We start from the raw sequence: 22,777 nt of genomic DNA on the forward strand, positions 1-22,777 counted from the left end.
CTCAATTGCCGGTCATCGTGCGGGCGATCTGCGTCGCCGAGTCGCCGGCGCGCCGCAGCACCAACGCGACGAGCCCGAGTGAGAGCAGCGTGAGCACGAGCATGATCGTCGACACCGACGCGATCTCGGGACGCAGTCCGCTGCGCAGCGCACTCAGCACGTAGACAGGCCACGGTGTCGTGCCCGAGACCTGCACGAAGGCGGCGATGACGGTGTTGTCGAGGCTCAGCGTGAAGGACAGCAGGAAGCCGGCGAGCACCGCCGGCATCGCCAGGGGCAGGGTCACGCGGCGGAACGTGGTGAGCGGCTTCGCGTAGAGGTCGGCCGACGCTTCCTCGAGCTGTGCGTCGAGCCCGACGAGCCGTGCGCGCACGATGTAGGACACGACGGCGATGGCGAACAGCGAGTGCCCGACGACGAGGCGCACGACTCCGTCGTTGAAGAGGCCGAGGCCCAGGTCCTGACCGAGGAACACGAGCCACGGCAGTAGCGCGACCGCGTCGACGATCTCGGGCGTGACCGAGACCAGGAGCAGCAGCCCGATGAACCAGAACACCCACTTGCCGGGATGCCTCGCCATCGCGATGCCCGCGAGCGTGCCGAGCAGCGTGGCGACCACTGCGGCGATCGCGCCCGTCTGGACGGACACCCAGACGGCATCGCGGATCGCGGGCTTCTCGAGCAGCGTGAGGAATCCGTCGAATCCGAACCCGTCCCACGCGACGAGGAGGCGCCCCGTGTTGAACGACGAGACGATGATGACGATGATCGGGGCGAACAGGAAGATGAAGACGAGCACGCCCCAGACGCCGAGTGCGACATCCGACCACGAACGCTTCATGAGGCGACCTCCTCTGGCACGCGATCGGCGGCGGGCGGCGGCGCGGGCGCGGCATCCGTGCGGGCGGTCGTCATCGCACCATCGCCGATCACGAGGCGGTTGCGAGTACGGAACGGCAGCGTCACGAGCCAGACGAGGAGCGCACCCAGCGCGACCGTGACCATGATCACGAGGATGAGCATCACCGCCATCGCCGAACCGAGCGCCCAGTTCTGCGCCGTCTGGAACTGGCTCGCGACGAGCTGGCCGACCATGTTGCCCTTCGCGCCACCGAGCACCGTCGCCGTGATGTAGTCGCCCATGAGGGGGATGAAGACGAGGAGGAGGCCGGCGATGAGGCCGGGCCGGGCGAGTGGCAGGGTGATCCTCGTGAACGTACGCCACTTGTCTGCCCCGAGGTCTTTCGACGCTTCGCGGAGCGGCATGCCGACCCGGTCGAACGCGACGTAGAGCGGCAGGATCATGAGTGGCAGGTAGTTGTACACCACACCGATGAGCACGGCCGTGCGCGTGTAGAGGATGTCGATCGGGCTCGCGATGAGTCCGGCGTCCTGCAAGAGCGTGGAGAGCCAGCCCTCGGGAGCGAGGATGACCTGCCAGCCGATCGTGCGGACGAGGAAGTTCGTCCAGAACGGCACCATGACGAGCGCGATGAGCAGGCCGCGGCGCGACGGCGGCGCCTTCACCGCCATCCAATACGCGACCGGGAGCCCGATCACGAGGCAGAGTGCGGTGCCCGCGAGGCCGATCCACAGCGTATTCAGGAACGTCGTGAAGAACGTCGGCGACAGGGCCTCGACGTATCGGTCGAACGAGAGGATGTCGTTCGCATGCGTACCGAAGATTCCGGGCTTGTAGCCGAAGCTGAACCACACGACCATCGCGACCGGCGCGACGAAGAACACGAGGAGCCACGCCCACGCGGGCAGCGCGAGCGCGAAGCGCGGCATCCGGAAGTTACGCACCAGCGGCCGCCTTCGTCTTGTTCCAGATGTCGACGCGACGCTGCTGTGCATCATTCACCTCGCCCTCGCGCATGGTGTCGATCTGCTCGGGCGTGAAGAACACCAGGTCGAGCATGGGCAGCCCGGCGTCGGCCGCGGCCTGCTCGATGCCCGTCGCGCCCGTGTGGTAGCCGATGTAGTCGAGCTCGGCGAGCGAGTTCTCGGGCTCGAGCACGTAGTTGATGAACGCGTGCGCGGCCTCGGGATTCGGTGCGCCGGCCGCGATCGCCCAGTTGTCCATCCAGATCTCGCTCTCGGGGCCGGGGAACACCCACTGCCAGCGGTCGGGGTCGGGGCTCTCGAGGATGCCGAGGCGTGCGTCGCCGTTCCACGACTGCATGAGCACGTGCGTGCCCTGCGGGATGGCCGAGCCGCCCGGATAGGAGTCGAACGCCGCGATGTTCGGGGCCAGCGTGTTCACGAGGAAGTCCTCGGCCGCGGCCAACTCGGCCTCGTCGGTGGTGTTCCAGTCGATGCCGTTGGCCCAGAAGTACGCACCCGTGAGGTCGCCCGGATCGTCGAGCACCGACGTCCGGCTGCTCGCCTCGTTCTGCGCCGCATCGAGGAAGTCGGCCCAGGTCGTGAGGTCGCGGGTGATGACGGTCTTGTCGTAGACGTAGCCCGTCGTGCCCCACGCCTTGCAGATCGAGTACGCGTTCTCGGGATCCCAGGCGCGGGCGAGGAAGGCGGGGTCCATGTACTCGAGGTTCGGGATGAGATCGAGGTTGAGCTCGCTCAGCAGGCCGTTCTCGATCATCTGGGGGATGAAGACGCCGGTCGGCACCACGATGTCGTAGCCCGACGTGCCCTTCGCGGCGACGAGCTTCGAGATGAGCTCCTCATTGGAGCCGAACGAGTCGAGCGTGATCGTCGGGCCGAGCTGATCGGTGAACGCGGCGAGCACGTCGGGGGCGTCGTAGTCGCCCCAGGTGTAGATCGACAGCTCGTTCTCGAGCTCGCCACCCGTGGCTCGGGGCGCGTTCGCGGTGCCGCCACCGGGGGTGCACGCGGCGAGCAGCCCGGTGGCGCCGGCTGCGGCGGCGAAGGACAGGAAACCGGCGTCGGTTCAGCTCGGCGCTGATCGCCTTCGCCGCGCTCGAGTGCGCCAGGATACGGACGGGGGTGCGGTGCTCGCTCATCTCGATCTCCATCGGGTTCGGTGCTGCAGGGTGCCGGATGCTTCGTGGTCAGTCGGTCGGCGGGGCGACGTAGCCGCCCGCGCTCGCCGCGTCGTCGGCCGGGAACAGCAGCACGCGCTCGGCGCTCCAGCTCGCGACCACCGGGTCGCCGACCGCGAGCTGCGGAGCGTCGGGCGTGGGTCTGCGGACGATGAGGCTCTGCTCCTCGCCGAGCCGCACGAGGTATTGCATGGTCTCGCCGAGATGGGCGACGCCGATGAGCGTGCCCCGAGCCGTGTTCACCGGGCCGGCGGCGTCGGCGCGGGCCTCCGAGGCGTCGGGCGCGATGCTCACGAACTCGGGACGCACCGCTGCCTGGCCCTGGAGTCCGTCAGCGAGCTCGGCACGGATGCCGCGCACGAGCGCGTGCGGCGAATCGACCGCTGTGCCGCCTTCGACCACGGGGCCGCGGAAGAAGTTCTGCTGCCCCACGAACGCCGCGACGTACGCGGAGACGGGGCGCGCGTAGATCGTGTCGGCGTCGGCGAGCTGCTCGATGCGGCCGTCGCGCATGATCGCGACGCGGTCGCTCATCGACAGCGCCTCGCCCTGGTCGTGGGTGACGAACACGAACGTGATGCCGAGCCGCGACTGGAGCAGCTTCAGCTCGAGCTGCATCTCTTCACGCAGCTGCCGGTCGAGGGCGCCGAGCGGCTCATCGAGCAGGAGCACCGCGGGCCGGTTTACGAGTGCACGCGCGAGGGCGACGCGCTGCTGCTGCCCGCCCGACAGCTGCGTCGGCTTGCGGTCGGCGAAGCGGCGCATCTGCACGAGATCGAGCGCCTCGACGACCTGTTCGCGGATCGCGGCCTTGGATGCCCGATGCTGCTGCAGTCCGTACGCGACGTTCTCGGCGACCGACATGTGCGGGAAGAGCGCATACGCCTGAAACACGGTGTTGACGTCGCGCCGATACGGCGGCACGCCGAGGACGGATCGTCCGGACACCCGGATGTCACCGGCATCGGGGTGCTCGAAGCCGGCGATCATGCGCAGCGTCGTGGTCTTGCCGCAGCCCGACGGGCCGAGCAGCGAGATGAACTCGCCGGGTTGGACGGTCAGCGACATCCGGTCGACCGCAGTCGCCTGGCCGTAGCGCTTCGTCACGCCGTCGAGCAGCACCGTACCCGCCGCCTCGGGGATCGCGGCCCGGGCGCCCGCCGTGGCCTCGGTCGTCGCTGCCGATGTCACCAGTGGCACCTCCAGTTCGCGTCGGCGCGGCATTGCGCTTCACGTCATTCAATCCAGCCCCGCTCATCTGCGCAATGAAGCAGGCGACCTTGCGACAAACCATCGCACGATCGCGTGCTGTCCGACAGATCGTCCGGCGCGGTGTCACCGAGACGAAACATGCGCCGTCGTCCCAGTTGTTCTGCAGCGCGGAAGATCCGCGAAAGTTCACCCCCCGATCCGCGGGGGTGCCCGGCGCGGGCGGGCTCAGGGTGGAAGCACAGCCCCGCGACGGCGTCGAAGCCGACGCCGGACGGCCGCACCGAAGCATCCGCACCGCACACCGAAGGAGCACCACGATGAGCACGAACCGACCCGGCGACCAGACCCAGACCGCTGCCGAGCTGCAGCTCGAGTGGGACGCGAACCCCCGCTGGGACGGTGTCGGCCGCGACTACACCGCCGAGGATGTCATCGCCCTTCGCGGCCCGGTGCGCGAGGAGCGCACGCTCGCCCGGCGCGGCGCCGAGAAGCTCTGGCAGGAGCTCCGGCAGAACACCGGCACGGCGTTCGCGCCGCAGGAGGACCCGCAGTGGGCCGCCGCCCTCGGCGCCCTCACCGGCAACCAGGCCGTGCAGCAGGTGCGCGCCGGACTGAAGGCGATCTACCTGAGCGGCTGGCAGGTCGCAGCCGACGCGAACCTCTCGGGCCAGACCTACCCCGACCAGTCGCTCTACCCGGCCAACTCGGTGCCCGCGGTCGTGCGCCGCATCAACAACGCGCTGCTGCGCGCCGGCCAGATCGAGGCATCCGACGGCAACGACGACCGAGACTGGATGGCCCCCATCGTCGCCGACGCCGAGGCGGGCTTCGGCGGTCCGCTCAACGCCTACGAGCTCATGCACCAGATGATCGAGGCCGGCGCGGCCGGCGTGCACTGGGAGGACCAGCTCGCGAGCGAGAAGAAGTGCGGCCACATGGGCGGGAAGGTGCTGATTCCCACGTCGCAGCACATCCGCACGATCAACGCGGCGCGGCTGGCGGCGGATGTCGCCGGCGTGCCGTCGATCATCATCGCGCGCACCGACGCGCTCGCCGCGACCCTGCTCACGAGTGACCACGACGAGCGCGACCGCCCCTTCGTGACCGGGGAGCGCACCGCCGAGGGCTTCTACGAGGTGCGGAACGGCATCGAGCCGGTGATCGCCCGCGGCCTCGCCTACGCCGAGTACGCCGACCTGCTCTGGGTCGAGTCCGCCGAGCCCGATCTCGACCTCGCACGGCGTTTCGCCGAGGCGGTGCACGCGAAGTTCCCCGGCAAGCGACTCAGCTACAACTGCTCGCCGTCGTTCAACTGGAAGCGCCACCTCGACGACGCCCAGATCGCCACCTTCCAGCGCGAGCTCGCGGCGATGGGCTACGCGTTCCAGTTCATCACCCTCGCGGGCTTCCACGCCCTCAACCACTCCATGTACACGCTCGCGAAGGACTACCACGAGCGGCACATGAGCGCCTACGTCGAGCTCCAGGAGGCGGAATTCGCCTCGGAGGCTTCGGGATACACGGCCACGCGCCACCAGCGCGAGGTCGGCACCGGCTACTTCGACCGCATCGCCACGGCGCTGAACCCCACCAGCGCAACGCTCGCCCTCGTCGGATCGACCGAGGAAGAACAGTTCACGTCGCACTGAGACGCACGCCTCACGAAGGAGACACGACCATGAACACGACGCCCAACATGACCATCGAGCGCACGGATGCCGCGGCATCCGCCACCCGCTTCGAATCCCGCCCCGCCACCGGCAGCTTCCAGACCGTGGAACCTCGCATCGAGGTGACCGCACCGCTCGGAGAGCGGTACGACGAGTTCCTCACGCCCGAGGCGCTCGCCTTCCTCGCGCAGCTGCACGATCGCTTCGCCGGCACCCGGCACGAGCTGCTCGCGGCACGGCTGCAGACCCGCGTCGACGCGGCGAACGGGCGCGACCCGCGGTTCCTGCCCGAGACCGAGTCGGTCCGCCGCGACCCGTCATGGCGGGTCGCGGGCGCCGGCCCCGGCCTCGAGGACCGCCGAGTCGAGATCACCGGGCCGACCGACCGCAAGATGGCGATCAACGCGCTGAACTCGGGCGCGAAGGTGTGGCTCGCCGACCAGGAGGACGCGACGAGCCCCACGTGGCGCAACGTCGTCGAAGGGCAGCTGTCGCTGCTCGACGCGCTGCGCGGGCGGCTCGAGTACACGACCCCCGAGGGCAAGCAGTACCGCGTCACGGCGGAGGAGACGCCGACGATCGTGATGCGGCCGCGCGGCTGGCACCTCACCGAGAAGCACCTGCGCTTCCACGACCGGGCGGGGCGCGCCATGCACGCCTCGGGCTCGCTCGTCGACTTCGGGCTGTACTTCTTCCACAACGCGCACGCGCTCATCGCCGCCGGACGCGGGCCGTACTTCTACCTGCCGAAGCTCGAGTCGCACCGCGAGGCGAAGCTCTGGAACGACATCTTCGTCTTCGGGCAGGACGCGCTCGGCATCCCGCAGGGCACCGTGCGCGCAACCGTGCTCATCGAGACCATCCAGGCCGCGTTCGAGATGGAGGAGATCCTCTTCGAGCTGCGCGAGCACTGCGCCGGGCTCAACGCGGGCCGCTGGGATTACATCTTCTCGATCGTGAAGACGTTCCGTTCGCGCGGCCGCCGCTGGGTCACGCCCGACCGCAAGTCGATCACGATGACCGTGCCGTTCATGCGGGCATACACCGAGCTGCTCGTCGCGACCTGCCACAAGCGGGGCGCGCACGCCATCGGCGGCATGAGCGCGTTCATCCCGAACCGCCGCGACCCCGAGGTCACCGAGCGCGCGCTCGCCGCCGTGACGGCCGACAAGCGCCGCGAGGCATCCGACGGCTTCGACGGCACCTGGGTCGCGCACCCCGATCTCATCCCGACGGCGCGTGCGGAGTTCGACGCGGTGCTCGGCGACCGGCCGAACCAGGTCGACCGCCTGCGCGACGACGTCGAGGTGACGGCGGCGCAACTGCTCGACATCCCCTCCATCGGCGGGCAGGTCACCGAGGCGGGGGTGCGCGACAACGTGTCGATCGGCATCCGCTACATCGAGTCGTGGCTCCGGGGGACCGGTGCCGCGGCGATCGACAACCTCATGGAGGATGCCGCGACCGCCGAGATCTCGCGCTCGCAGCTCTGGCAGTGGCTGCACGACAACACCGTCACGGCCGAGGGCACCCGCATCGACCACCCGTGGATCGAGGGCGTCGTGACCTCCGTCATCGCCGGCCTGCCGCGCTTCGACGGCGACCGCTTCGACGACGCGATCGAGGTGTTCCGGCACGTCGCGCTCGAGCCCGAGTTCCCGACGTTCCTCACGGTGGGGGCGTACGCGCGCTTCCTCTGACGGATGCCACGTCGACGCCGCCGCCCGGACGTCACCGGGCGGCGGCGCCTTCCGCCCAGAGACTCCGCCACTGATGCGATTTCAGCATCAGTGGCGGAGTCGTGAGAGGAGAACGTACCAGTGGGGCTCAGCGCAGGGGCACGACCACGTCGCTGCCGCCCTCGGGCGTGAGGCGCGCGTTCACCTTCACGAGCGACGGAGTCGGCACGAAGCCGCCTGCGAACAGTGCCTCGCCCTGGCGGAACCACGGCGATCGGGCGATGAGCTCGTGGGGCGCGTAGCCGAAGTACGTCGCGAGGCCATCGAGATCGACGGGTGAGCTCATCTTCATGAGCGCAAGGTTGTCGCACTGGGAGATGATGCCCGGATGCACCTTCGAGGGCCGCTGCGTCGAGAGCAGCAGCCACAGCCCGAACTTGCGACCCTCGGCGGCGATCTGGATGAGGCGCTCGCGCACTGCGACGGCGACCGCCGATTCGAGGTTCGGCGAGGCCAGGTTGTGCGCCTCGTCGATGACGAGGAGCACCGGCCGCCGCTCCTCGCGACGCGCCCAGAGGTCGTCGAGCACCGAGAGGGCGACGACGAGGTGCTGCTCGGGCGTCGAGAAGCCCCCGAGGTCGAGCACCGTGACATCCGGTCGCTCGGCGATGACCTCGGTCGCGGCGGTCAGGTCGCCCGCCCACACCTCCCAGTCGAGCACGCCGAGGTTCTCGAGCCGGAGCAGGAGTCGCGCGTGCGCGGGATCATCCGACGCGTGCAGGGTCGGGAGGACCTTGTCGAGCTCGTGCACCTCGAGGACCTCGCGCAGGTGCAGGAGCGTGTTGAACTCCTCGCGATCGGCCATGGGGTCGAGCCGCAGCACCGCGGCCTTCGAGGCGAGTGGCATGTTCAGGAAGCGGGCGCGCAGTGGTTCGGCCCCCTCGACGTTCGGTCGCAGCACCCGGATGTCGCGCTGCGCGAGCGCCTCGGCCGTGGGGCCGCTCGCATCGGGGTTCCGTTCGCCGAGGCGCACGAAGTCGGAGTTCGGGTCGAAGATCACGACCGGCAGCGCGGTGTGGGCGATGAGCTGCTCGAGCACGACGCCGAGCGCGTAGGTCTTGCCCGATCCGCTCTGGCCGCACCAGAACGTGTGCCGGTTGAACCGGTGGGGCAGCAGGCGCGCCGGGACGCCGGGTGACGTGAGGTTGACGCCGACCTCGAGGCGCGCACCGGTGGTGCGATGCAGCGCCTCGATGGTTGCGGCGTCAGCCGGGTCGACCTGGCCGTGCTCGAAGGCGTGGCTCGTGCGCGCGTCGACGGCGTCACCGTCGAGCTCGCCGATGAGGCGCCCGCGCAGCACGGTCGGCGTGGTCTCCGAACGCTCCTCGACGAGGGCGAGCTGGCGGCCGAGAACCGTCTTCACGATGACGAGTGAGCCCGCCACGAAGGTCGAACCCGCGGCATCTGCGACCACGAACGCCCGGCCATCGTCTGAGCGCGCCGAGATCGGCCGGGTCGGCGGCGTGGCCGACGTGGGGTCCGCGGTGGAGTGCATGCGTCATCATCCCATTCGGCGTGCCCGGTCTGGAAGAATCGGTGATCGTGTCTGAGATCACCATCCGGTCCGCCGGCGCAGCGGATGCCGCGGCGCTCGCCGAGCTGGCCGCCGAGACCTTCCCGCTCGCGTGCCCGCCGCATACGACGGCCGCGTCGATCGCCGCGTTCATCGCCGAGCACTTCACCGTCGCCCGCTTCGACGGGTATCTCACCGACCCGGGCCGCACGATCCACGTCGCCCTCGACGGCGACCGGCTCGTCGGCTACACGATGCTCATCGCGGGGGAGCCGGGCGATGCGGATGCCGCGGCCGCCGTCACGCGTCGGCCGACGGTCGAGCTGAGCAAGTTCTACACCCGAGCGGTCGCGCACGGCACCGGCGTGGCCGCGCCGTTGATGTCGGCGACGCTCGACGCCGCCGCGACGACGGGCGCGGCATCCATGTGGCTCGGGGTCAACGAGGAGAACGCGCGGGCCATCCGCTTCTACGAGAAGCACGGCTTCGCGAAGGTGGGGCGCAAGCACTTCACCGTCGGCGGACGCGTCGAAGACGACTGGGTGCTCGAACGTCCGTTCGGCTGACGGCACTCGCGGCAGTCATTCCTGCCGTCGCCCTCGAGCCCGGCCGGCCGCTAGCCGTGAGCGCCCGCAGTCTGCTCGCTCGCGGCCCGCCGCGCGATCAGCCACGTGCCGAGGCCGGAGAGCAGGAACACGCCGGCGAGGATCGCCCACCCGCCGAACCCGAGCGTGAGCGCGGTCGACGTGACGAAGAGCGGCGCGACCATCGCTCCGAGCGAGTAGCCCATCGAGAACACGCCCTGGTAGGTTCCGGCGCGCACCGGGTCGGCGAGCTCGAAGCTGAGCCCCCAGCCGCCGGCCTGCGAGAGCACCTCGGCGAAGGCGTGCGCGAGGGCGGCCAGCACGATCACCGCGATCGCGAAGCCGGCCGGCAGCCCCGCGGCTGCGGCGTAGACGAGGCACGCGGCGGCCATCAGCCACGCCGCGATCGCCGAGACCCGGCCGGCCCTGCGCAGGTCGTGGGTGCCGCGCGAGAGCGGCACCTGGAAGAGCACCACGATGACCGTGTTGAGGACGAGCACGGCGGCCACGAGCACCTCGGGCGCCTCGGTGTGGTTCGCGATCCACAGCGGAACGCCGATCTCACCGACCCCGAACTGCATGCCGAACACGGCACTCAGGGCGGTGAGTGCGAGGTAGCGGGGGTTCCGCCATGGCGAGTGGCGTCGCAGCGCACGGCGCTCGGCGGCAGCGGATGCCGCGACATCCGTCGATCCCGTCTCGGTCATGACCGGCAGGGCGGCGCGTGGCGCCGGCGCGTCGACCGAGGCGGGCAGGCGCACGAGCTGGGTCACGCCGAGGAGGTACATCACGCCCGCACCCACGATGATCCAGCGATAGGCGTCGCCGGTGCCGGCGAGCAGGGCGAGCGCGCCGATGCCCGACCCGGCGGCGATCGCGAGGTTGGTGACGGTGCGGAGCACCGCGCGGGCGTGCACCCGCCCCTCGCCGTCGAACGCGCGGGCGATGATCGCCATGCGCGTGGCGTTGGCGGCCTGCTCGATCGCCCCGACGAGCACCGCGACGACGAGCGCCGTCACGAAGTCCTGCGCGAAGACGTAGCAGATGAGCCCGATGCCGTCGAGTGCCGAGAGCACCACGAGCAGGCGCCTGGCGCTGACCCGGTCGGCGAGCCAGCCGCCGGCCAGTGACGAGAGCACGCCGGCGGCGCTCGCCGCGGCGAGCACGATCGCGACCTCGTGCGGGGCGAGTCCCACGATGAGCGTGAAGTAGAGCACCGTGACGGTGAGGAACACGCCGCGGCCGACGCGGCTGATGAGGGTGGCGATGACGAGGATGCGGAGCACCGGGTCGGCGACGGATGCCGCGAGCCGACGCGCGAGGCCCGGCCGGGTCGTGGATGCCGCGGCGGCCTGGAGTTCGGGTTCGATGACGGGGAGGGTGTCGGTGTCGGGGGAGGGGGCGGTGCTCACATCACAGTTCTTCCAGAGCCGTGGCCGGGACGAAACCGATGTAGCGTAGTGCTACATGTTGCGCTACCTGCTCACCGAGGACGACGTCGGCAGCGTGCGCTTCGGCATCTCCCCGCTCTGCGAGCTCGGGCTCTCACTCAGGGCCATCCGCGAGCCGGCTCGGTTCCCGCTGCAGCTCGGCTGGCTGCGGCGCACCGAGGAGGCCCGTGCCCGCCTCGACATGACGACGCTCGACGGCCTCATCGACGAGCGCATGTGGACGCCCGACTTCCTGAACCCTCGCCCCAGCTCGCCGCTGACCCGGCTCGACGACGAGTTCGCCGCGCTGCTCGCGACGCCGCCCGAGGTGTTCCGAGCCGACCTCATCGCCGTGCACGGACACGTGCCCGAGATCTTCGCCGGGTCGACGAGCGCCGCGCTTCGGCGCATCGTGCGGGCGCTCCGCCAGCTGGCGGAAACGTGCTTCGAGCCGTACTGGCCGCGCATGCGCGCAGTGCTCGAGGCCGACGTCGTCCACCGCGGACGCCAGATCGCACAGGCCGGCGTCGCGGCGATGCTGAACGGGCTCTCGTCCCGCATCGACTACGACCACGGCGTCGTCTCGGTGCGACTCGCGACCGCCGGCGACCGCGAGCAGGCGATCGACGGCAACGGGCTCACGCTCGTGCCCACGATGTTCACGCGCCGTGCGTCCGCCCCGATCGGCGACGGCCCGCCGATGATCCTCTACTCGGCACGCGGACAGGGCGCGCTCTGGGAGAACGAGCCGGTCGCGAACCCCGCCGCCCTCGCCGCCGTGCTCGGCGACACCCGCGCGGGCCTGTTGTCGGCCCTCGGCGCGCCCGCGTCGTCGACCGAGCTCGGCGTGCGGTTCGGGGTCACCGCGTCAGCGGTCAACCAGCACCTGCGAGCGCTCCGCGACGCCGGCCTGCTCGTCTCGACACGGTACGGCCACAGCGTGCTCTACCTCCGCAGCGAGCTCGGCACCGCCCTGCTCGAGGCGCGTACCGGGTGACGGATGCCGCGGCATCCGCTCCCCGCAGGCGGTCACGCCGGATCGGGCCCGACGCGCAGCACCACCTTGCCGCGGATGTGGCCGTCTTCGAGCAGCCGGTGCGCCTCGGCGCCCTCGGCGAGCGGCAGTTCGCGGTCGACGTGCACGCGCACCGCACCGTCGTCGATGAGCCGGGTGATCACCGAGAGCGTGCGTGCGTCGGGCGCGACGGAATAGCCGGTGGCGCGCATGCCCCGAGCCGCCGCCTCCTCGGCCATGGTCGGCCACGATCCCGTGGGCACGGTCACGATGAGCCCGCCGGGGCGGAGTGCCTCGAGGCTGCGCGTGCCGGTCTGGTCGTGCACGTTGCCGATGAGGTCGATGACGACGTCTTGACCGGTCGCGACCTCCTCGAACCGCTCAGCCGTGTAGTCGATGACGCGGTTCGCCCCGAGTCCGCGTACGAACTCGACGTTGCGCGCCGAGCAGGTCGCGGTGACGACGGCACCGAAGTAGCTCGCGAACTGCACGGCGAAGTGGCCGACCCCGCCGGCGCCGGCGTGGATGAGCACCCGCTGACCGTCGTGCACGCGTGCGGTGTCGACGATGGCGCCCCACGCCGTGAGCGCCGCGATCGGCACGCCGGCTGCGTGCGCGAAGTCGAGCGAGGCCGGCATGCGCGTGACGCTCAGTGATGAGACCGCGATGACCTCGGCGTAGCTGCCGGCGACGCGCGGGACCCGGCCCATGCCGTAGACGCGGTCGCCGGGCTGCAACGGATGCGCCGAGTAGGGCACCGTCTCGACGACACCGGCGAAGTCGCCGCCGAGCACGGCGGGGTACCGTTCGATCGCCCGCGAGACGCCGCGCCCGGCGCGGGTCTTCGCGTCGATCGGGTTCACGCCGGCGGCGACGACGCGCACGAGCAGCTCGTCACTGACCCTGGTGGGCACCGGTACCTCGGCGAGGTGCAGCTCGTCGGGACCGCCCGTGCGATCGATCACCAGTGCCCGCATCATCGTCTCGGCCATCTGCTCCCCGTCTCCCCTCGCTCCACGAGACCCGTCTCGCTCCCGCGTTCCATTCTTCCCCACCGTGGTACGGCCTCGGAATCGGCGCGGGATCGGTCGACCGGTCAGCTCTGCAGCCAGCGGGCCAGACATTCGCGCAGCCTCGCCGTCTGCACGGCCTGCCCGTCGTCGCGAGCGGGCAGCACCTCGAGGGGCGCGGCGAGCGCGCCGGCCCAGCGTTCGGCGAGGGCGAGGGGATGCACCGGGTCGCGCGGCGCTCCGATGACGAGTGAGCGGATGCCTCGGCTCGCGAGCCCGGCGAGCTCGGCCTCGGACGCGAACGCGCGGTTGCGCGGGATCTCGACGAGCCGCATCGCGCGCCGCGCGGCATCCGGAGCCGTGAACTGGGCGAGCAGGCCGCGTGCCCCCGCCGGCGAGACCGCGGCGACCTGCTTGAAGATGGCGCGCTCGCGGAACTCGCCGACGCCGCTCGCACCCGCGTCGGCCAGGATCTGCCCGATGACCGGGAACGCACGCAGGTGCGCCGGCAGCGGCTCGTCGGAGAACGAGGGACGCACGAACACCGCCCGGGCGATCGGCAGTTGCTCGTCGAGCGCGAGCCGCAGCGCGAGCGCCGCGCCCATCGAGATTCCGATCACGGTGAGCGGTGCGGCAGCGTCGGCGCGCTCGTCGCCCGCTTCGGCCTGCGCCAGCCGCACCGCATCGGCGACCTCTGCGGTGAGCCGGTCGATCTCGAAGTCGGTCGGTTCGCCGACCGTGAGGTACCCGCCGTGGGCTCGCACGTCGGGTGCGACGACGAGTTCGCCCGGCCCGCCGACGGCGTTCACGACCGGGGTGAAGAGCTCGAGCGGTTGCCGCCGGTCGGCGCCGAGCCCGTGCAGGAGGACGGTCGTCATCGTCCGCCCGTCACACCCGTGACCCGCTGAGCTCGGCGATGAGCTCGTCGGCGAGCCTGACGAGGATCGCGATCTGGTCGTCGTCGCGGTCGACCCACCGGCAGCGCGGCTCGGCGGCCACGGGCACGAAGTCGTCGTGCTGCTCCCAGACCACGAGCGTGCGCTCGGCGCCCAGCACGTACTGCTGCCACCAGACCTGCCGGAGATAGCCGCGGGGGATGCCACGCCACGATCGTGACGTGGTCTTGATCTCGCACAGTTCGAGCGCGCCGGTGTGGGTGACGACCAGGCCGTCGGGGGTCGCGAGGTGCCGGCGATCGCCCTCGGCATGGAAGAGCAGGCTCGACGGCTCGATGCCGTGGGTGCGGCGCACCCAGTCGGCGATGACGGGTTCGCGGGCCTTGCCGTGATCGGTGTACCGGCTGCCGCCGAAGGAGGTTCCGTGACGCTTCTCCCATGCCGCGGATCGCACCGACGCGCGTGAGGCGAGCTTCGCCGCATCGGTCGCGGTGATGCCGCGTGAGCGGGCCCTGAGCCATGCCACCCGGTCGCTCGCGTCGGCGACGATGCGCGACTCGTAGGGGTGCTTCGGGCGGGGCGGCGGCGCCGGGGCGGTCATCGTCGCACCCTCGAGGTCGAAGAGGGCGAACGGGGTATCCAGCACGAGTCGAGCGTACCCGCACGCACCGGCACCGAACCGGCGCACACGCGGTGCGAACGCCTGGGCTCAGTCGGTGATGCTCCAGTAGTACGCGATGCCGCCGGGGTGCAGCTCGGTGATGGCATAGTCGACCGAGCGGTCCCACGTGGGATCGGTGTGGCCGGCGTAGAGGATGCGGGTCGTGCCGTCGTCGTCCGTCTCGATCGAGGTGACGACGCCGGTGTGGTCGCGGTCGCCCGAGTCGTCCCAGTCGAACTGCACGACGTCGCCGACCTTCACCTGGTCGCGCTGGTCGTCGGTGAGCGCAGTCGCCCGCTCGGGGTGCTGCTCGAGGTACTCCATGAACGCGGTGGAGCTGATCCAGGCGGTCGCGTGCGACCACGGGTCGCCTGACTCGTCGAACCACCACTCGTCGTCTTCGACCCAGCCCCGCGCGAGCAGCGTCTGGCTCGCGAAGTTCACGCAGTCGTTCTCCGGGAGGTAGCCGTACTGCTCGCTCTCGGTGGCCTGCCAGTGCTCGCGGGCGTACGTGAGCTGGGCGGCGACGGTGGCGGGAAGGCTCGAGAAGTCGGCGACTGCCGCCGGGGCCGGAGTGGTCGTCGGCTCGGGGCGATCGGGGCCGGTCGTGGTGTCGGCGTTCGCGATGTCTGTGGCGGAGGTCTCGTCGCCGGCGGCTCGCGTGACCGCCCAGACGCCGACGCCCCCGGCGGCCAGAACGGCGACGAGCCCGAGTGCGACCAAGCGCCGCCGACGGAAGATGGACTGCTGACGGAGGGGGGAAGGCATCGCAACCACCGTAGGAAGCGAAGCTGGGCGAAGCCTCCGTGCGACCGGTCAGTTGGCGTTGCACTGCGAACCGCGTGGCCGACTGGTCGCCCGTGCCGGGCCTCCGTTCGACCAGTGTCGACATGCCGCCGGTCGGTCCGTGAATCGCGACGAGCTGGCCCGCGCCGATCGTGAGGCTCACGTCGCGCACTGCGGTGACGGCACGCTTCGAACCGGTATAGCCCTTCGACACGTTCTCGAGGGTGTTGATGACGGATGCCTCGGCGTCGGGCGACGGAACCGAGGCATCCGTCGTCCGGGGCGACTCCGCCACTGATGCTGAAATGGCATCAGTGGCGGAGTCGGGGGCGGGTGCGGTCGACTGGGCGACCGACCCAGGGCGAGGTGCTCGCTCGCCGAGCACCGCGAGCCAGATCGCGATGGCGGACACGCCCATCGTCACGGGGCGTTCAGCAGCACCTCGGTGACCCCGCCTGCAGCACGCGGCATCCGCTCATCGAAGCCATAGGAAACGCATAGGCCGACGCGGATACTGGAGGAATGAGCAATGCCCCCAGCCCGCATCGTGCCCCCGCCATCGCGAAGGGCGACGGATCGATGGTGCGCGTGCTCGTGGTCGATGACGAGCACTCGCTGACCGAGCTGCTGAAGATGGCACTGCGCTACGAGGGCTGGGATGTGCGCACCGCCGGCGACGGGCACACCGCGGTGAAGGTCGCCCGCGAGTTCCGTCCCGACGCGATCGTGCTCGACATCATGCTGCCCGACATCGACGGGCTGGAGGTGCTGCAGCGCGTGCGTGCCGAAGGTACCGAGACGCCCGTGCTGTTCCTCACCGCGAAGGACTCCCTCGACGACCGCATCAACGGGCTCACCGCCGGCGGCGACGACTACGTGACGAAGCCGTTCAGCCTCGAGGAGGTCGTGGCGCGCCTGCGCGGACTCATCCGCCGCTCGACGCTGACCCTCGCCCAGGCGAAGGACCCGGTGCTCACCGTCGGCGACCTCACCCTCGACGAGGACTCGTACGAGGTGGCACGGGCCGGAACGCCCATCGAGCTCACGGCGACCGAGTTCGAGCTGCTGCGCTTCCTGATGCGCAACCCGCGGCGGGTGCTCTCGAAGGCGCAGATCCTCGACCGTGTCTGGTCGTACGACTTCGGCGGCAAGGAGTCGGTCGTCGAGCTCTACATCTCCTACCTGCGCAAGAAAGTCGACGCGGGCCGCGAGCCGATGATCCACACGGTGCGGGGCGCCGGGTACATGCTCAAGGCCGTCGGATGACCCATCCCGGCGATCCCGGCTACGCCGCCGCAGCCCGGGCGAGCGTCACCACCTCGCGTCCTGCGATCGACCCGGTCGACCGGAGCGCGTCGACGGATGCCCCGTCGCGGCGTCATCCGTGGACCCTGCATCGGCGCCTCCTCGTCATCGTCGCCGCGCTTCTCGTCGCCGTGAGCGCCGCGATCGGCGTCGTGACCGTGCTCGTGTTCCACTCCTCCTCGGTCGAGCGACTCGACGCGAGCCTCCGCGCGACCGCGTCGCGGGCGACCGAGGTCGCGCCCCCGGGCTTCCCGACCGACCCGCGCGAGACCGTGCTCGAGTTCCTTCGCGTGCCGGGCCAGCCGGTGGGAACGCTCGGCGGGCTCGTCGCCGGGGACTCCGCGTTCGGCGCGTACATCTCGGAAACGGGCGAGCTGGTGGAGTCGAGCGCCGCAACGACCGAGGCACTCGCCTCGGTGTCACCCGACGGTGAGCCGCACACCATTGCCGCCGGCTCGCTCGGCGACTACCGAGCGCTCGCCGTCGAGACCCAGCCACAGGTGCGCACCGTGCTCGCGCTGCCGCTCGGCGACGTCAACGCGCAGACCGCGCAGCTCGCGCTCACCGCCGCGATCGTCGCCGCTGCAGGGCTCGTGCTCGCGCTCGCGATCGGCTCGGTCGTCGTGCGACGCGCGCTGAGTCCGCTCGCGGAGGTCACGGCAACGGCCCAGCGCGTCTCCGAGCTGCCGCTCGAACGTGGCGACGTGGCGCTCGCCGAGCGGGTCCCGGTCGACGACGAGCGCACCGAAGTGGGCCGCCTCGGCACGGCCTTCAACCGCATGCTCGGTCACGTGGCATCCGCGCTCTCGGCTCGTGAGCAGAGCGAGCAGAAGGTGCGCCGCTTCGTCGCCGACGCGAGCCACGAGCTGCGCACCCCGCTGGCGTCCATCCGCGGCTATGCCGAGCTCACGCGACTGCACGGCGGGGAGCTGCCGCCCGACGTGGTGCACGCGATCGGCCGCATCGAGTCGGAGTCCGTGCGCATGACCGAGCTCGTCGAAGACTTGCTGCTGCTCGCGCGGCTCGACGAGGGACGCGAGCTTGCGACCCTCCCCGTCGACCTCGGGCGCATCGTCGTCGAGGCCGTCGGCGACGCGCAGGCCGCCGGGCCCGGGCACGAGTGGGAGGTGCGGTTGCCGGATGCCCCGGTCACGGTCACGGGTGACGAGCCGCGCCTGCGCCAGGTCGTGACGAACCTCCTCGCGAACGCGCGGATCCACACGCCCGAGGGCACGTCGGTCGTGGCGTCGCTCGAGCACGACGGCGACGAGGTCGTGTTGGCGGTCGAGGACGACGGTCCCGGCATCTCGCCCGACCTCGTGGGCTCGCTCTTCGAGCGATTCGCTCGCGGTGACTCGTCGCGGTCGCGGCGGGCCGGCAGCACGGGACTCGGGCTCGCGATCGTGCGCGCCGTCGTCGAGGCGCACTCCGGATCGGTCGACGTGATGAGCCGGCCGGGCGCGACGCGGTTCAGCGTGCGACTGCCGGCAGCGGACTGACCCCGTCTGCGCGCGGCCCGAACGCCCGCGCCGACCCTGTGCATAGACTGGCGCCCACCGGGCGGTCGCCCTCGCCGGCGACCCCGGCGGGCGAGTGCCCTCGACGAGTACGAAGGAGCACTCAGATGAGATCAGCGATCCCAGATGCCCGAGGCCGACGCTGGAGTCGTGCCACGGCCATCGCACTGGCCACCATGCTCGCGGGAGGCGTCGTCGCGACGGCGAGCCCGGCGCACGCTGCGCCGGAGCCCGCAGAACCGACCTTCGTCGACGGCCTGTCGCAGGCCGTCTTCACGCGGGTGGCGACCGAGTGGATCAACGAGGAGGCATGGGTCGAGAGCGAGGTGGACTCCGACCGCGACGGTCGGCCCGACCTCGTGCACATCGATGTGACCCGGGTCCCCGAGACCGCCGGCGGCCTGAAGGTGCCGGTGCTCATGGAGATGAGCCCCTACTACGCGGGCGGCACACAGGTCACCAACTGGCCGGTCGACCACGAGATCGGCGACCCGCCCACCGAGAAGCCGGGGTGGCCGGCGTACACCCCGACGAACCGCACCAGCCCGCGCATCTCGGGCTCGCTCGAGAACACCTGGGTTCCCCGCGGCTTCGCCGTCGTGCACGCGGAGGGCCTCGGCAGCGGATGGTCGGAAGGCTGCCCCACCTCCGGTGGTGAGAACGAGTCGCTCGCCGGCAAGGCCGTCGTCGACTGGCTGAACGGCCGCGCGACGGCGTACACCGCCCCAGATCGCGCCACCACGGTGTCCGCGGACTGGACGACGGGCAACGTCGGCATGATCGGCACGTCGTACAACGGCACGCTGCCCATCGGCGTGGCCAGCACCGGCGTCGAGGGCCTCGAGGCGATCGTGCCCGTCTCGGCCATCTCGAGCTGGTACAACTACTACCGCGCGAACGGCGCGGTGCGGGCGCCCGGCGGATACCAGGGCGAAGACCTCGACGTGCTCGCCGACTACGTCTACACCCGGTTCGACCAGGAGATCTGCCAGCCGGTCATCGACGAGCTCCGGGCGAACCAGGATCGCGTGACCGGCGACGCCAGCCCGTTCTGGGAGGAGCGCAACTACCTCGCGAATGCCGACAGCATCGAGGCCGCGACGCTCGTCGCACACGGCCTGAACGACTGGAACGTCATGACGAAGAACGCGTCCGACCTGTACGAGGCGCTCAAGGCGCGCGACGTGCCGCACCAGATCTACCTGCACCAGGGCGGCCACGGCGGCAACCCGAACGACACGCTGCTCAACCGTTGGTTCACGCGCTACCTCTACGAGGTGGAGAACGGGGTGGAGGAGCGGCCCAAGGCGTACGTCGTCCGCGAGGACCGCACGCTCACCGAGTACGCCGAGTGGCCCGACCCGGCCGTGGAGCAGGTCAAGCTCAAGTTCGCACCGGCGGCGACGCCCGACGGCGTGGGTGCCCTCGCGGTCTCCCGCGACGGCTCACGTGCGACCGAGAACCTCATCGACGACGCGAGCCAGCGGGCATCCGTGCTCGCCGCGGCGGAGTCCTCGCCGAACCGCCTCGCGTACCGCACGGCCGTGCTCGGCGCGCCGCTGCGGCTCTCGGGCACGCCCTCGGTGTCGCTCGAGGTCTCGGTCGACCGCGCGAAGGCCAACCTGACGGCGCTCCTCGTCGAGTACCCCGCGACGGGGTCGCCGAAGATCATCACCCGCGGCTGGACGGACGTCGAGAACCGTGGTTCGGCATTCGTCACCGAGCCCGTCGTGCCAGGCGAGTCGTACGCCTTCGACTTCGAGTTCGAGCCGAAGGACTACGTGTTCGCCGCCGGCTCGCGCATCGGCGTGGTCGTCATGTCGTCCGACTTCGAGTACACCGTGCGTCCGGCTCCCGGCACCGAGCTGACGCTCCGCCCGTCGGCGTCGACCGTGCACCTCCCGCTCGTGGGCGGCATGGAGGCACTGCAGCAGTCGCTCAAGGCAGCGAAGAAGTGAGCACTCCGCCCTCGAACACCGCCGAGTGAGCACAGCATGACGGCGGGGCCCGGTCGATCGGGTCCCGCCGTCATCGCGTTCGTCGGGTCAGCTCGTGGGATCGCCGGCCGTGCCCGGCGCCACGACCTCGGTGGTGAGGCGTTCGAGGAGCGCTGCGAGCTGTTCGACGTCGTCGCCGGGCCACTGGCGCAGCTGCGAATAGAGCTGCTGGTGCATCCGTGAGCCCTTCTCCTCGATGCTCTCGACCGCGACGGGCGTCGCGACGACGAATCGAGCGCGCCCGTCGTCGGGGTCGACGACGCTCTCGGCCAGACCGAGGGCCTCGAGGTGCTTCACGGTGCGGCTGACGACACTCTTGTCCAACTCGAGGAGCTCGGCGAGGGCGCCCGCGTGCATGCGGCCGCGCCGCACGACGGCCGAGAGGATCTTGTAGCCGACGGGCTGCAGCTCGGGATGCACGGCCGCCGCAGCCTCCTTCCACACCGCCCGCACCCGGACGAAGAGCATCCGGAGCTGCTCCTCGACCGAGGCGATCTCCTCGTCGGAGGCGGTGCGCGTGATGGTCGCTGCGGCGGCGGTCATGCGGGCATCCTATTCGGCGCGCGACCCGGCGCCGCGATTCGCGGACGAGCCATCGTCGCCGGAGCCGTCGGGGTGCACGAGACCGACCGGCGAGAGTCCCACGGATGCCGCCGCCGCATCGATCGCGGCGTCCTCGGCGTCTTCGACCTCGCGCTGGGTGCGCGCCGCATCGCCGGTCGCATCGCCGGCGCGTTCGCCCGCGACATCCGTTGCCGGGCCCTCTGCGCGAGCCCGCTGGATGGCGTTCTGGGTGCCGAGGCCGATGTTCGGCAGGAAGATCACCGCGATGAGCGTGACGATCGCGAGCGGAACCGCGGCGAGGAAGACGGTGCCGACGCCCGTGCCGTACGCCGACTCGACGATGACGCGGAGGAAGTCGGGCAGCTGGCCGATCTGCGGGATGGCGCCGCCACCAAGCGTCTTCGCCGCCTCGAGCTGCTGCTCGGGTGGGAGGCCGCTGACGCCGCTCTTGATGTCTTCGGCGACGACCGTGCCGAGGATCGAGCCCATCACCGCGACGCCGATCGTGCCGCCGAGACTGCGGAAGAACGTGACGGCGCTCGTGGCGACGCCCAGGTTCTTCACCTCGGTCGTGTTCTGCACGACGAGCACGAGGTTCTGCATGAGCATGCCGACCCCCGCGCCGAGCACGAACATCGAGACGCCGACGTACCAGAAATCGGTGTCGTAGTGGAGGCGTGACAGGAGGACGCTGCCGATGATCAGGAGCACGCCGCCGGTCACCATGAAGCCCTTCCACTTGCCGCGACGGCTCACGAGCGCGCCGATGACGGTGGAGGAGATGAGCACGCCGGCCATCATCGGGATGGTGAGCAGGCCCGACTCGGTGGGGGTCGCCCCGCGCGCCAGCTGCATGTACTGGCTGAGGAAGACCGCGGTGCCGAACATGGCCACGCCGACCGAGATCGAGGCGATCACCGAGAGGGTGAACGTGCGGTTCTTGAAGAGGCCGAGCGGGATGACCGGCTCCTGCACCCTGAGCTCGACGACGACGGCGATGATGAGGAGGAGTGCCGCGGAACTGACCATGATGAGGCTCGTTGCGGAGATCCACTCGAAGTCGTTGCCCGCGAAGGTGACCCACAGCAGGAGCAGCGAGACTCCGACCGAGATGAGCACGATGCCGAGGTAGTCGATCGAGACCTTCGTCTTCGGGCGCTTGGGCAGGTGCAGGGTGCGCTGGAGGAGCACGAGCGCGACGATCGCGATCGGCAGGCCGACGAAGAAGTTCCAGCGCCAGCCGAGGGTGTCGGTGATCACGCCGCCGAGGAGGGGGCCGCCGACGGTCGCGACGGCCATGACGGCGCCGAACAGGCCGGCGTACCTGCCGCGCTCGCGGGGGCTGATGATGTCGGCCATGACGATCTGGCTGAGGGCGGCGAGGCCGCCGGCGCCGAGGCCCTGGAACACGCGCATCGTGATGAGGGTGCCCGCGTCCTGCGAGAACCCGGCGATCGCGGAGGCGACCACGAAGATGACGAGCGCGACCTGCAGCAGCAGCTTGCGGTTGAAGAGGTCGGCGAGCTTGCCCCAGATCGGGGTCGACACGGTGGTCGCGAGCAGCGTCGCCGTGACGACCCAGGTGAAGGCCGACTGGTCGCCGCCGAGGTCGGAGATGATGACGGGCAGCGAGCTGCCGACGACGGTCGATGCGAGCATCGACACGAACATGCCGAGCAGCAGGCCGGAGAGCGCAGTGAGCACCGCGCGGTGGGTCATGCCGTTGTCGGAGAGCGCGGGGGATGCCCCGGCGGGTGGTGCCCCGGCGGGGGACTTCTTCTTCGGGGCGCGAGTGCGCTGGTCGACAGCCATGTGACTCCTGTTATTGATTGACGAGAGTCAACTATATGGCAGT

General features: G+C 70.7%; 20 protein-coding genes. 8 read left to right on the top strand and 12 right to left on the bottom strand.

All coding sequences use genetic code 11. From position 1 onward, the window contains the following. Position 1: 1 nt before the first annotated feature. The 4 genes from QFZ26_RS11670 to QFZ26_RS11685 form a co-directional block, all read right to left on the bottom strand. Positions 2–841 (bottom strand): ABC transporter permease, encoded by an 840-nt coding sequence (locus tag QFZ26_RS11670; RefSeq protein ID WP_307042260.1) that lies wholly within the window; start codon positions 839–841, stop codon positions 2–4. Further along, positions 838–1,791: an ABC transporter permease gene (locus QFZ26_RS11675; RefSeq protein WP_373460760.1), complete on the bottom strand. Its 954-nt coding sequence runs from the start codon at positions 1,789–1,791 to the stop codon at positions 838–840. Before QFZ26_RS11675 ends, QFZ26_RS11670 begins: the two co-directional genes overlap by 4 nt. A 7-nt stretch (positions 1,792–1,798) precedes the next feature. Continuing rightward, a complete protein-coding gene (locus QFZ26_RS11680; protein WP_307042264.1) occupies positions 1,799–2,749 on the bottom strand; it encodes a polyamine ABC transporter substrate-binding protein in 951 nt (316 codons plus the stop codon). 283 nt (positions 2,750–3,032) lie between these two features. Continuing rightward, the gene (locus QFZ26_RS11685) at positions 3,033–4,217 is read right to left on the bottom strand and encodes an ABC transporter ATP-binding protein (RefSeq protein ID WP_373460761.1); all 1,185 of its coding nucleotides are present in this window, start codon (positions 4,215–4,217) and stop codon (positions 3,033–3,035) included. 335 nt (positions 4,218–4,552) lie between these two features. On the opposite strand from QFZ26_RS11685, the gene aceA reads away from it, so the two are divergent. Beyond that, the gene (gene aceA / locus QFZ26_RS11690; RefSeq protein ID WP_307042268.1) at positions 4,553–5,884 is read left to right on the top strand and encodes an isocitrate lyase; all 1,332 of its coding nucleotides are present in this window, start codon (positions 4,553–4,555) and stop codon (positions 5,882–5,884) included. A gap of 29 nt (positions 5,885–5,913) precedes the next feature. Continuing rightward, the gene (gene aceB / locus QFZ26_RS11695) at positions 5,914–7,605 is read left to right on the top strand and encodes a malate synthase A (protein ID WP_307042269.1); all 1,692 of its coding nucleotides are present in this window, start codon (positions 5,914–5,916) and stop codon (positions 7,603–7,605) included. Between the two features lie 127 nt (positions 7,606–7,732). On the opposite strand, the gene QFZ26_RS11700 is transcribed toward aceB, so the two are convergent. Beyond that, a complete protein-coding gene (locus QFZ26_RS11700) occupies positions 7,733–9,139 on the bottom strand; it encodes an ATP-binding protein (protein ID WP_307042271.1) in 1,407 nt (468 codons plus the stop codon). Positions 9,140–9,186: 47 nt separating this feature from the next. On the opposite strand from QFZ26_RS11700, the gene QFZ26_RS11705 reads away from it, so the two are divergent. Beyond that, entirely contained in the window at positions 9,187–9,723 is a 537-nt protein-coding gene (locus tag QFZ26_RS11705; RefSeq protein ID WP_307042272.1) for a GNAT family N-acetyltransferase, read from the top strand. Between the two features lie 50 nt (positions 9,724–9,773). On the opposite strand, the gene QFZ26_RS11710 is transcribed toward QFZ26_RS11705, so the two are convergent. Beyond that, on the bottom strand, positions 9,774–11,153 hold the full coding sequence (locus QFZ26_RS11710) for an MFS transporter (protein ID WP_307042274.1): 1,380 nt from the start codon (positions 11,151–11,153) through the stop codon (positions 9,774–9,776). Between the two features lie 55 nt (positions 11,154–11,208). Between QFZ26_RS11710 and QFZ26_RS11715 the strand changes: the two genes are divergently transcribed. Beyond that, positions 11,209–12,168, top strand: a complete 960-nt coding sequence (locus tag QFZ26_RS11715; RefSeq protein WP_307042276.1) for an ArsR/SmtB family transcription factor — start codon at positions 11,209–11,211, stop codon at positions 12,166–12,168. A 32-nt stretch (positions 12,169–12,200) separates the two neighbouring features. On the opposite strand, the gene QFZ26_RS11720 is transcribed toward QFZ26_RS11715, so the two are convergent. From QFZ26_RS11720 to QFZ26_RS11735, 4 genes are all read right to left on the bottom strand, one after another. Further along, a complete protein-coding gene (locus QFZ26_RS11720; protein ID WP_307042278.1) occupies positions 12,201–13,178 on the bottom strand; it encodes an NADP-dependent oxidoreductase in 978 nt (325 codons plus the stop codon). 104 nt (positions 13,179–13,282) lie between these two features. Then, positions 13,283–14,074: an alpha/beta fold hydrolase gene (locus QFZ26_RS11725; protein ID WP_307042279.1), complete on the bottom strand. Its 792-nt coding sequence runs from the start codon at positions 14,072–14,074 to the stop codon at positions 13,283–13,285. 10 nt (positions 14,075–14,084) lie between these two features. Continuing rightward, positions 14,085–14,693, bottom strand: a complete 609-nt coding sequence (locus tag QFZ26_RS11730) for a YqaJ viral recombinase family protein (protein ID WP_307045059.1) — start codon at positions 14,691–14,693, stop codon at positions 14,085–14,087. Between the two features lie 108 nt (positions 14,694–14,801). Continuing rightward, on the bottom strand, positions 14,802–15,521 hold the full coding sequence (locus QFZ26_RS11735) for an amidase domain-containing protein (protein WP_307042281.1): 720 nt from the start codon (positions 15,519–15,521) through the stop codon (positions 14,802–14,804). Between the two features lie 248 nt (positions 15,522–15,769). Between QFZ26_RS11735 and QFZ26_RS11740 the strand changes: the two genes are divergently transcribed. From QFZ26_RS11740 to QFZ26_RS11755, 4 genes are all read left to right on the top strand, one after another. Continuing rightward, entirely contained in the window at positions 15,770–15,988 is a 219-nt protein-coding gene (locus QFZ26_RS11740) for a hypothetical protein (RefSeq protein WP_307042283.1), read from the top strand. 73 nt (positions 15,989–16,061) lie between these two features. Further along, entirely contained in the window at positions 16,062–16,805 is a 744-nt protein-coding gene (locus QFZ26_RS11745; protein ID WP_307042284.1) for a response regulator transcription factor, read from the top strand. Then, a complete protein-coding gene (locus tag QFZ26_RS11750; RefSeq protein WP_307042286.1) occupies positions 16,802–18,343 on the top strand; it encodes a sensor histidine kinase in 1,542 nt (513 codons plus the stop codon). Before QFZ26_RS11745 ends, QFZ26_RS11750 begins: the two co-directional genes overlap by 4 nt. 125 nt (positions 18,344–18,468) lie before the next feature. Next, positions 18,469–20,319, top strand: coding sequence for a Xaa-Pro dipeptidyl-peptidase (locus tag QFZ26_RS11755; protein ID WP_307042288.1), 1,851 nt, complete (start codon positions 18,469–18,471; stop codon positions 20,317–20,319). Positions 20,320–20,406: 87 nt separating this feature from the next. Here the strand turns inward: QFZ26_RS11755 and QFZ26_RS11760 are convergent, their stop codons facing one another. Together QFZ26_RS11760 and QFZ26_RS11765 are read right to left on the bottom strand one after the other, a co-directional pair. Further along, a complete protein-coding gene (locus QFZ26_RS11760; protein ID WP_307042290.1) occupies positions 20,407–20,901 on the bottom strand; it encodes a MarR family winged helix-turn-helix transcriptional regulator in 495 nt (164 codons plus the stop codon). Between the two features lie 9 nt (positions 20,902–20,910). Beyond that, positions 20,911–22,734 carry an MDR family MFS transporter gene (locus tag QFZ26_RS11765; protein WP_307042292.1) on the bottom strand — a complete coding sequence of 608 codons (1,824 nt, stop codon included), beginning with the start codon at positions 22,732–22,734 and terminating at the stop codon, positions 20,911–20,913. Between the last annotated feature and the right edge of the window lie 43 nt (positions 22,735–22,777).

Source organism: Agromyces ramosus, from assembly GCF_030817175.1.
Lineage (GTDB): Bacteria > Actinomycetota > Actinomycetes > Actinomycetales > Microbacteriaceae > Agromyces > Agromyces ramosus_A.

What these genes read in the sequence shown, in the direction of transcription:
- QFZ26_RS11670 (WP_307042260.1), bottom strand. Translation starts at nt 841, where the DNA reads ATGAAGCGTTCGTGGTCGGATGTCGCACTCGGCGTCTGGGGCGTGCTC.
- QFZ26_RS11675 (WP_373460760.1), bottom strand. Translation starts at nt 1,791, where the DNA reads ATGCCGCGCTTCGCGCTCGCGCTGCCCGCGTGGGCGTGGCTCCTCGTG.
- aceA (WP_307042268.1), top strand. Translation starts at nt 4,553, where the DNA reads ATGAGCACGAACCGACCCGGCGACCAGACCCAGACCGCTGCCGAGCTG.
- aceB (WP_307042269.1), top strand. Translation starts at nt 5,914, where the DNA reads ATGAACACGACGCCCAACATGACCATCGAGCGCACGGATGCCGCGGCA.
- QFZ26_RS11700 (WP_307042271.1), bottom strand. Translation starts at nt 9,139, where the DNA reads ATGCACTCCACCGCGGACCCCACGTCGGCCACGCCGCCGACCCGGCCG.
- QFZ26_RS11715 (WP_307042276.1), top strand. Translation starts at nt 11,209, where the DNA reads ATGTTGCGCTACCTGCTCACCGAGGACGACGTCGGCAGCGTGCGCTTC.
- QFZ26_RS11720 (WP_307042278.1), bottom strand. Translation starts at nt 13,178, where the DNA reads ATGGCCGAGACGATGATGCGGGCACTGGTGATCGATCGCACGGGCGGT.
- QFZ26_RS11725 (WP_307042279.1), bottom strand. Translation starts at nt 14,074, where the DNA reads ATGACGACCGTCCTCCTGCACGGGCTCGGCGCCGACCGGCGGCAACCG.
- QFZ26_RS11730 (WP_307045059.1), bottom strand. Translation starts at nt 14,693, where the DNA reads ATGACCGCCCCGGCGCCGCCGCCCCGCCCGAAGCACCCCTACGAGTCG.
- QFZ26_RS11735 (WP_307042281.1), bottom strand. Translation starts at nt 15,521, where the DNA reads ATGCCTTCCCCCCTCCGTCAGCAGTCCATCTTCCGTCGGCGGCGCTTG.
- QFZ26_RS11740 (WP_307042283.1), top strand. Translation starts at nt 15,770, where the DNA reads ATGACGGATGCCTCGGCGTCGGGCGACGGAACCGAGGCATCCGTCGTC.
- QFZ26_RS11745 (WP_307042284.1), top strand. Translation starts at nt 16,062, where the DNA reads ATGAGCAATGCCCCCAGCCCGCATCGTGCCCCCGCCATCGCGAAGGGC.
- QFZ26_RS11750 (WP_307042286.1), top strand. Translation starts at nt 16,802, where the DNA reads ATGACCCATCCCGGCGATCCCGGCTACGCCGCCGCAGCCCGGGCGAGC.
- QFZ26_RS11755 (WP_307042288.1), top strand. Translation starts at nt 18,469, where the DNA reads ATGAGATCAGCGATCCCAGATGCCCGAGGCCGACGCTGGAGTCGTGCC.
- QFZ26_RS11760 (WP_307042290.1), bottom strand. Translation starts at nt 20,901, where the DNA reads ATGACCGCCGCCGCAGCGACCATCACGCGCACCGCCTCCGACGAGGAG.
- QFZ26_RS11765 (WP_307042292.1), bottom strand. Translation starts at nt 22,734, where the DNA reads ATGGCTGTCGACCAGCGCACTCGCGCCCCGAAGAAGAAGTCCCCCGCC.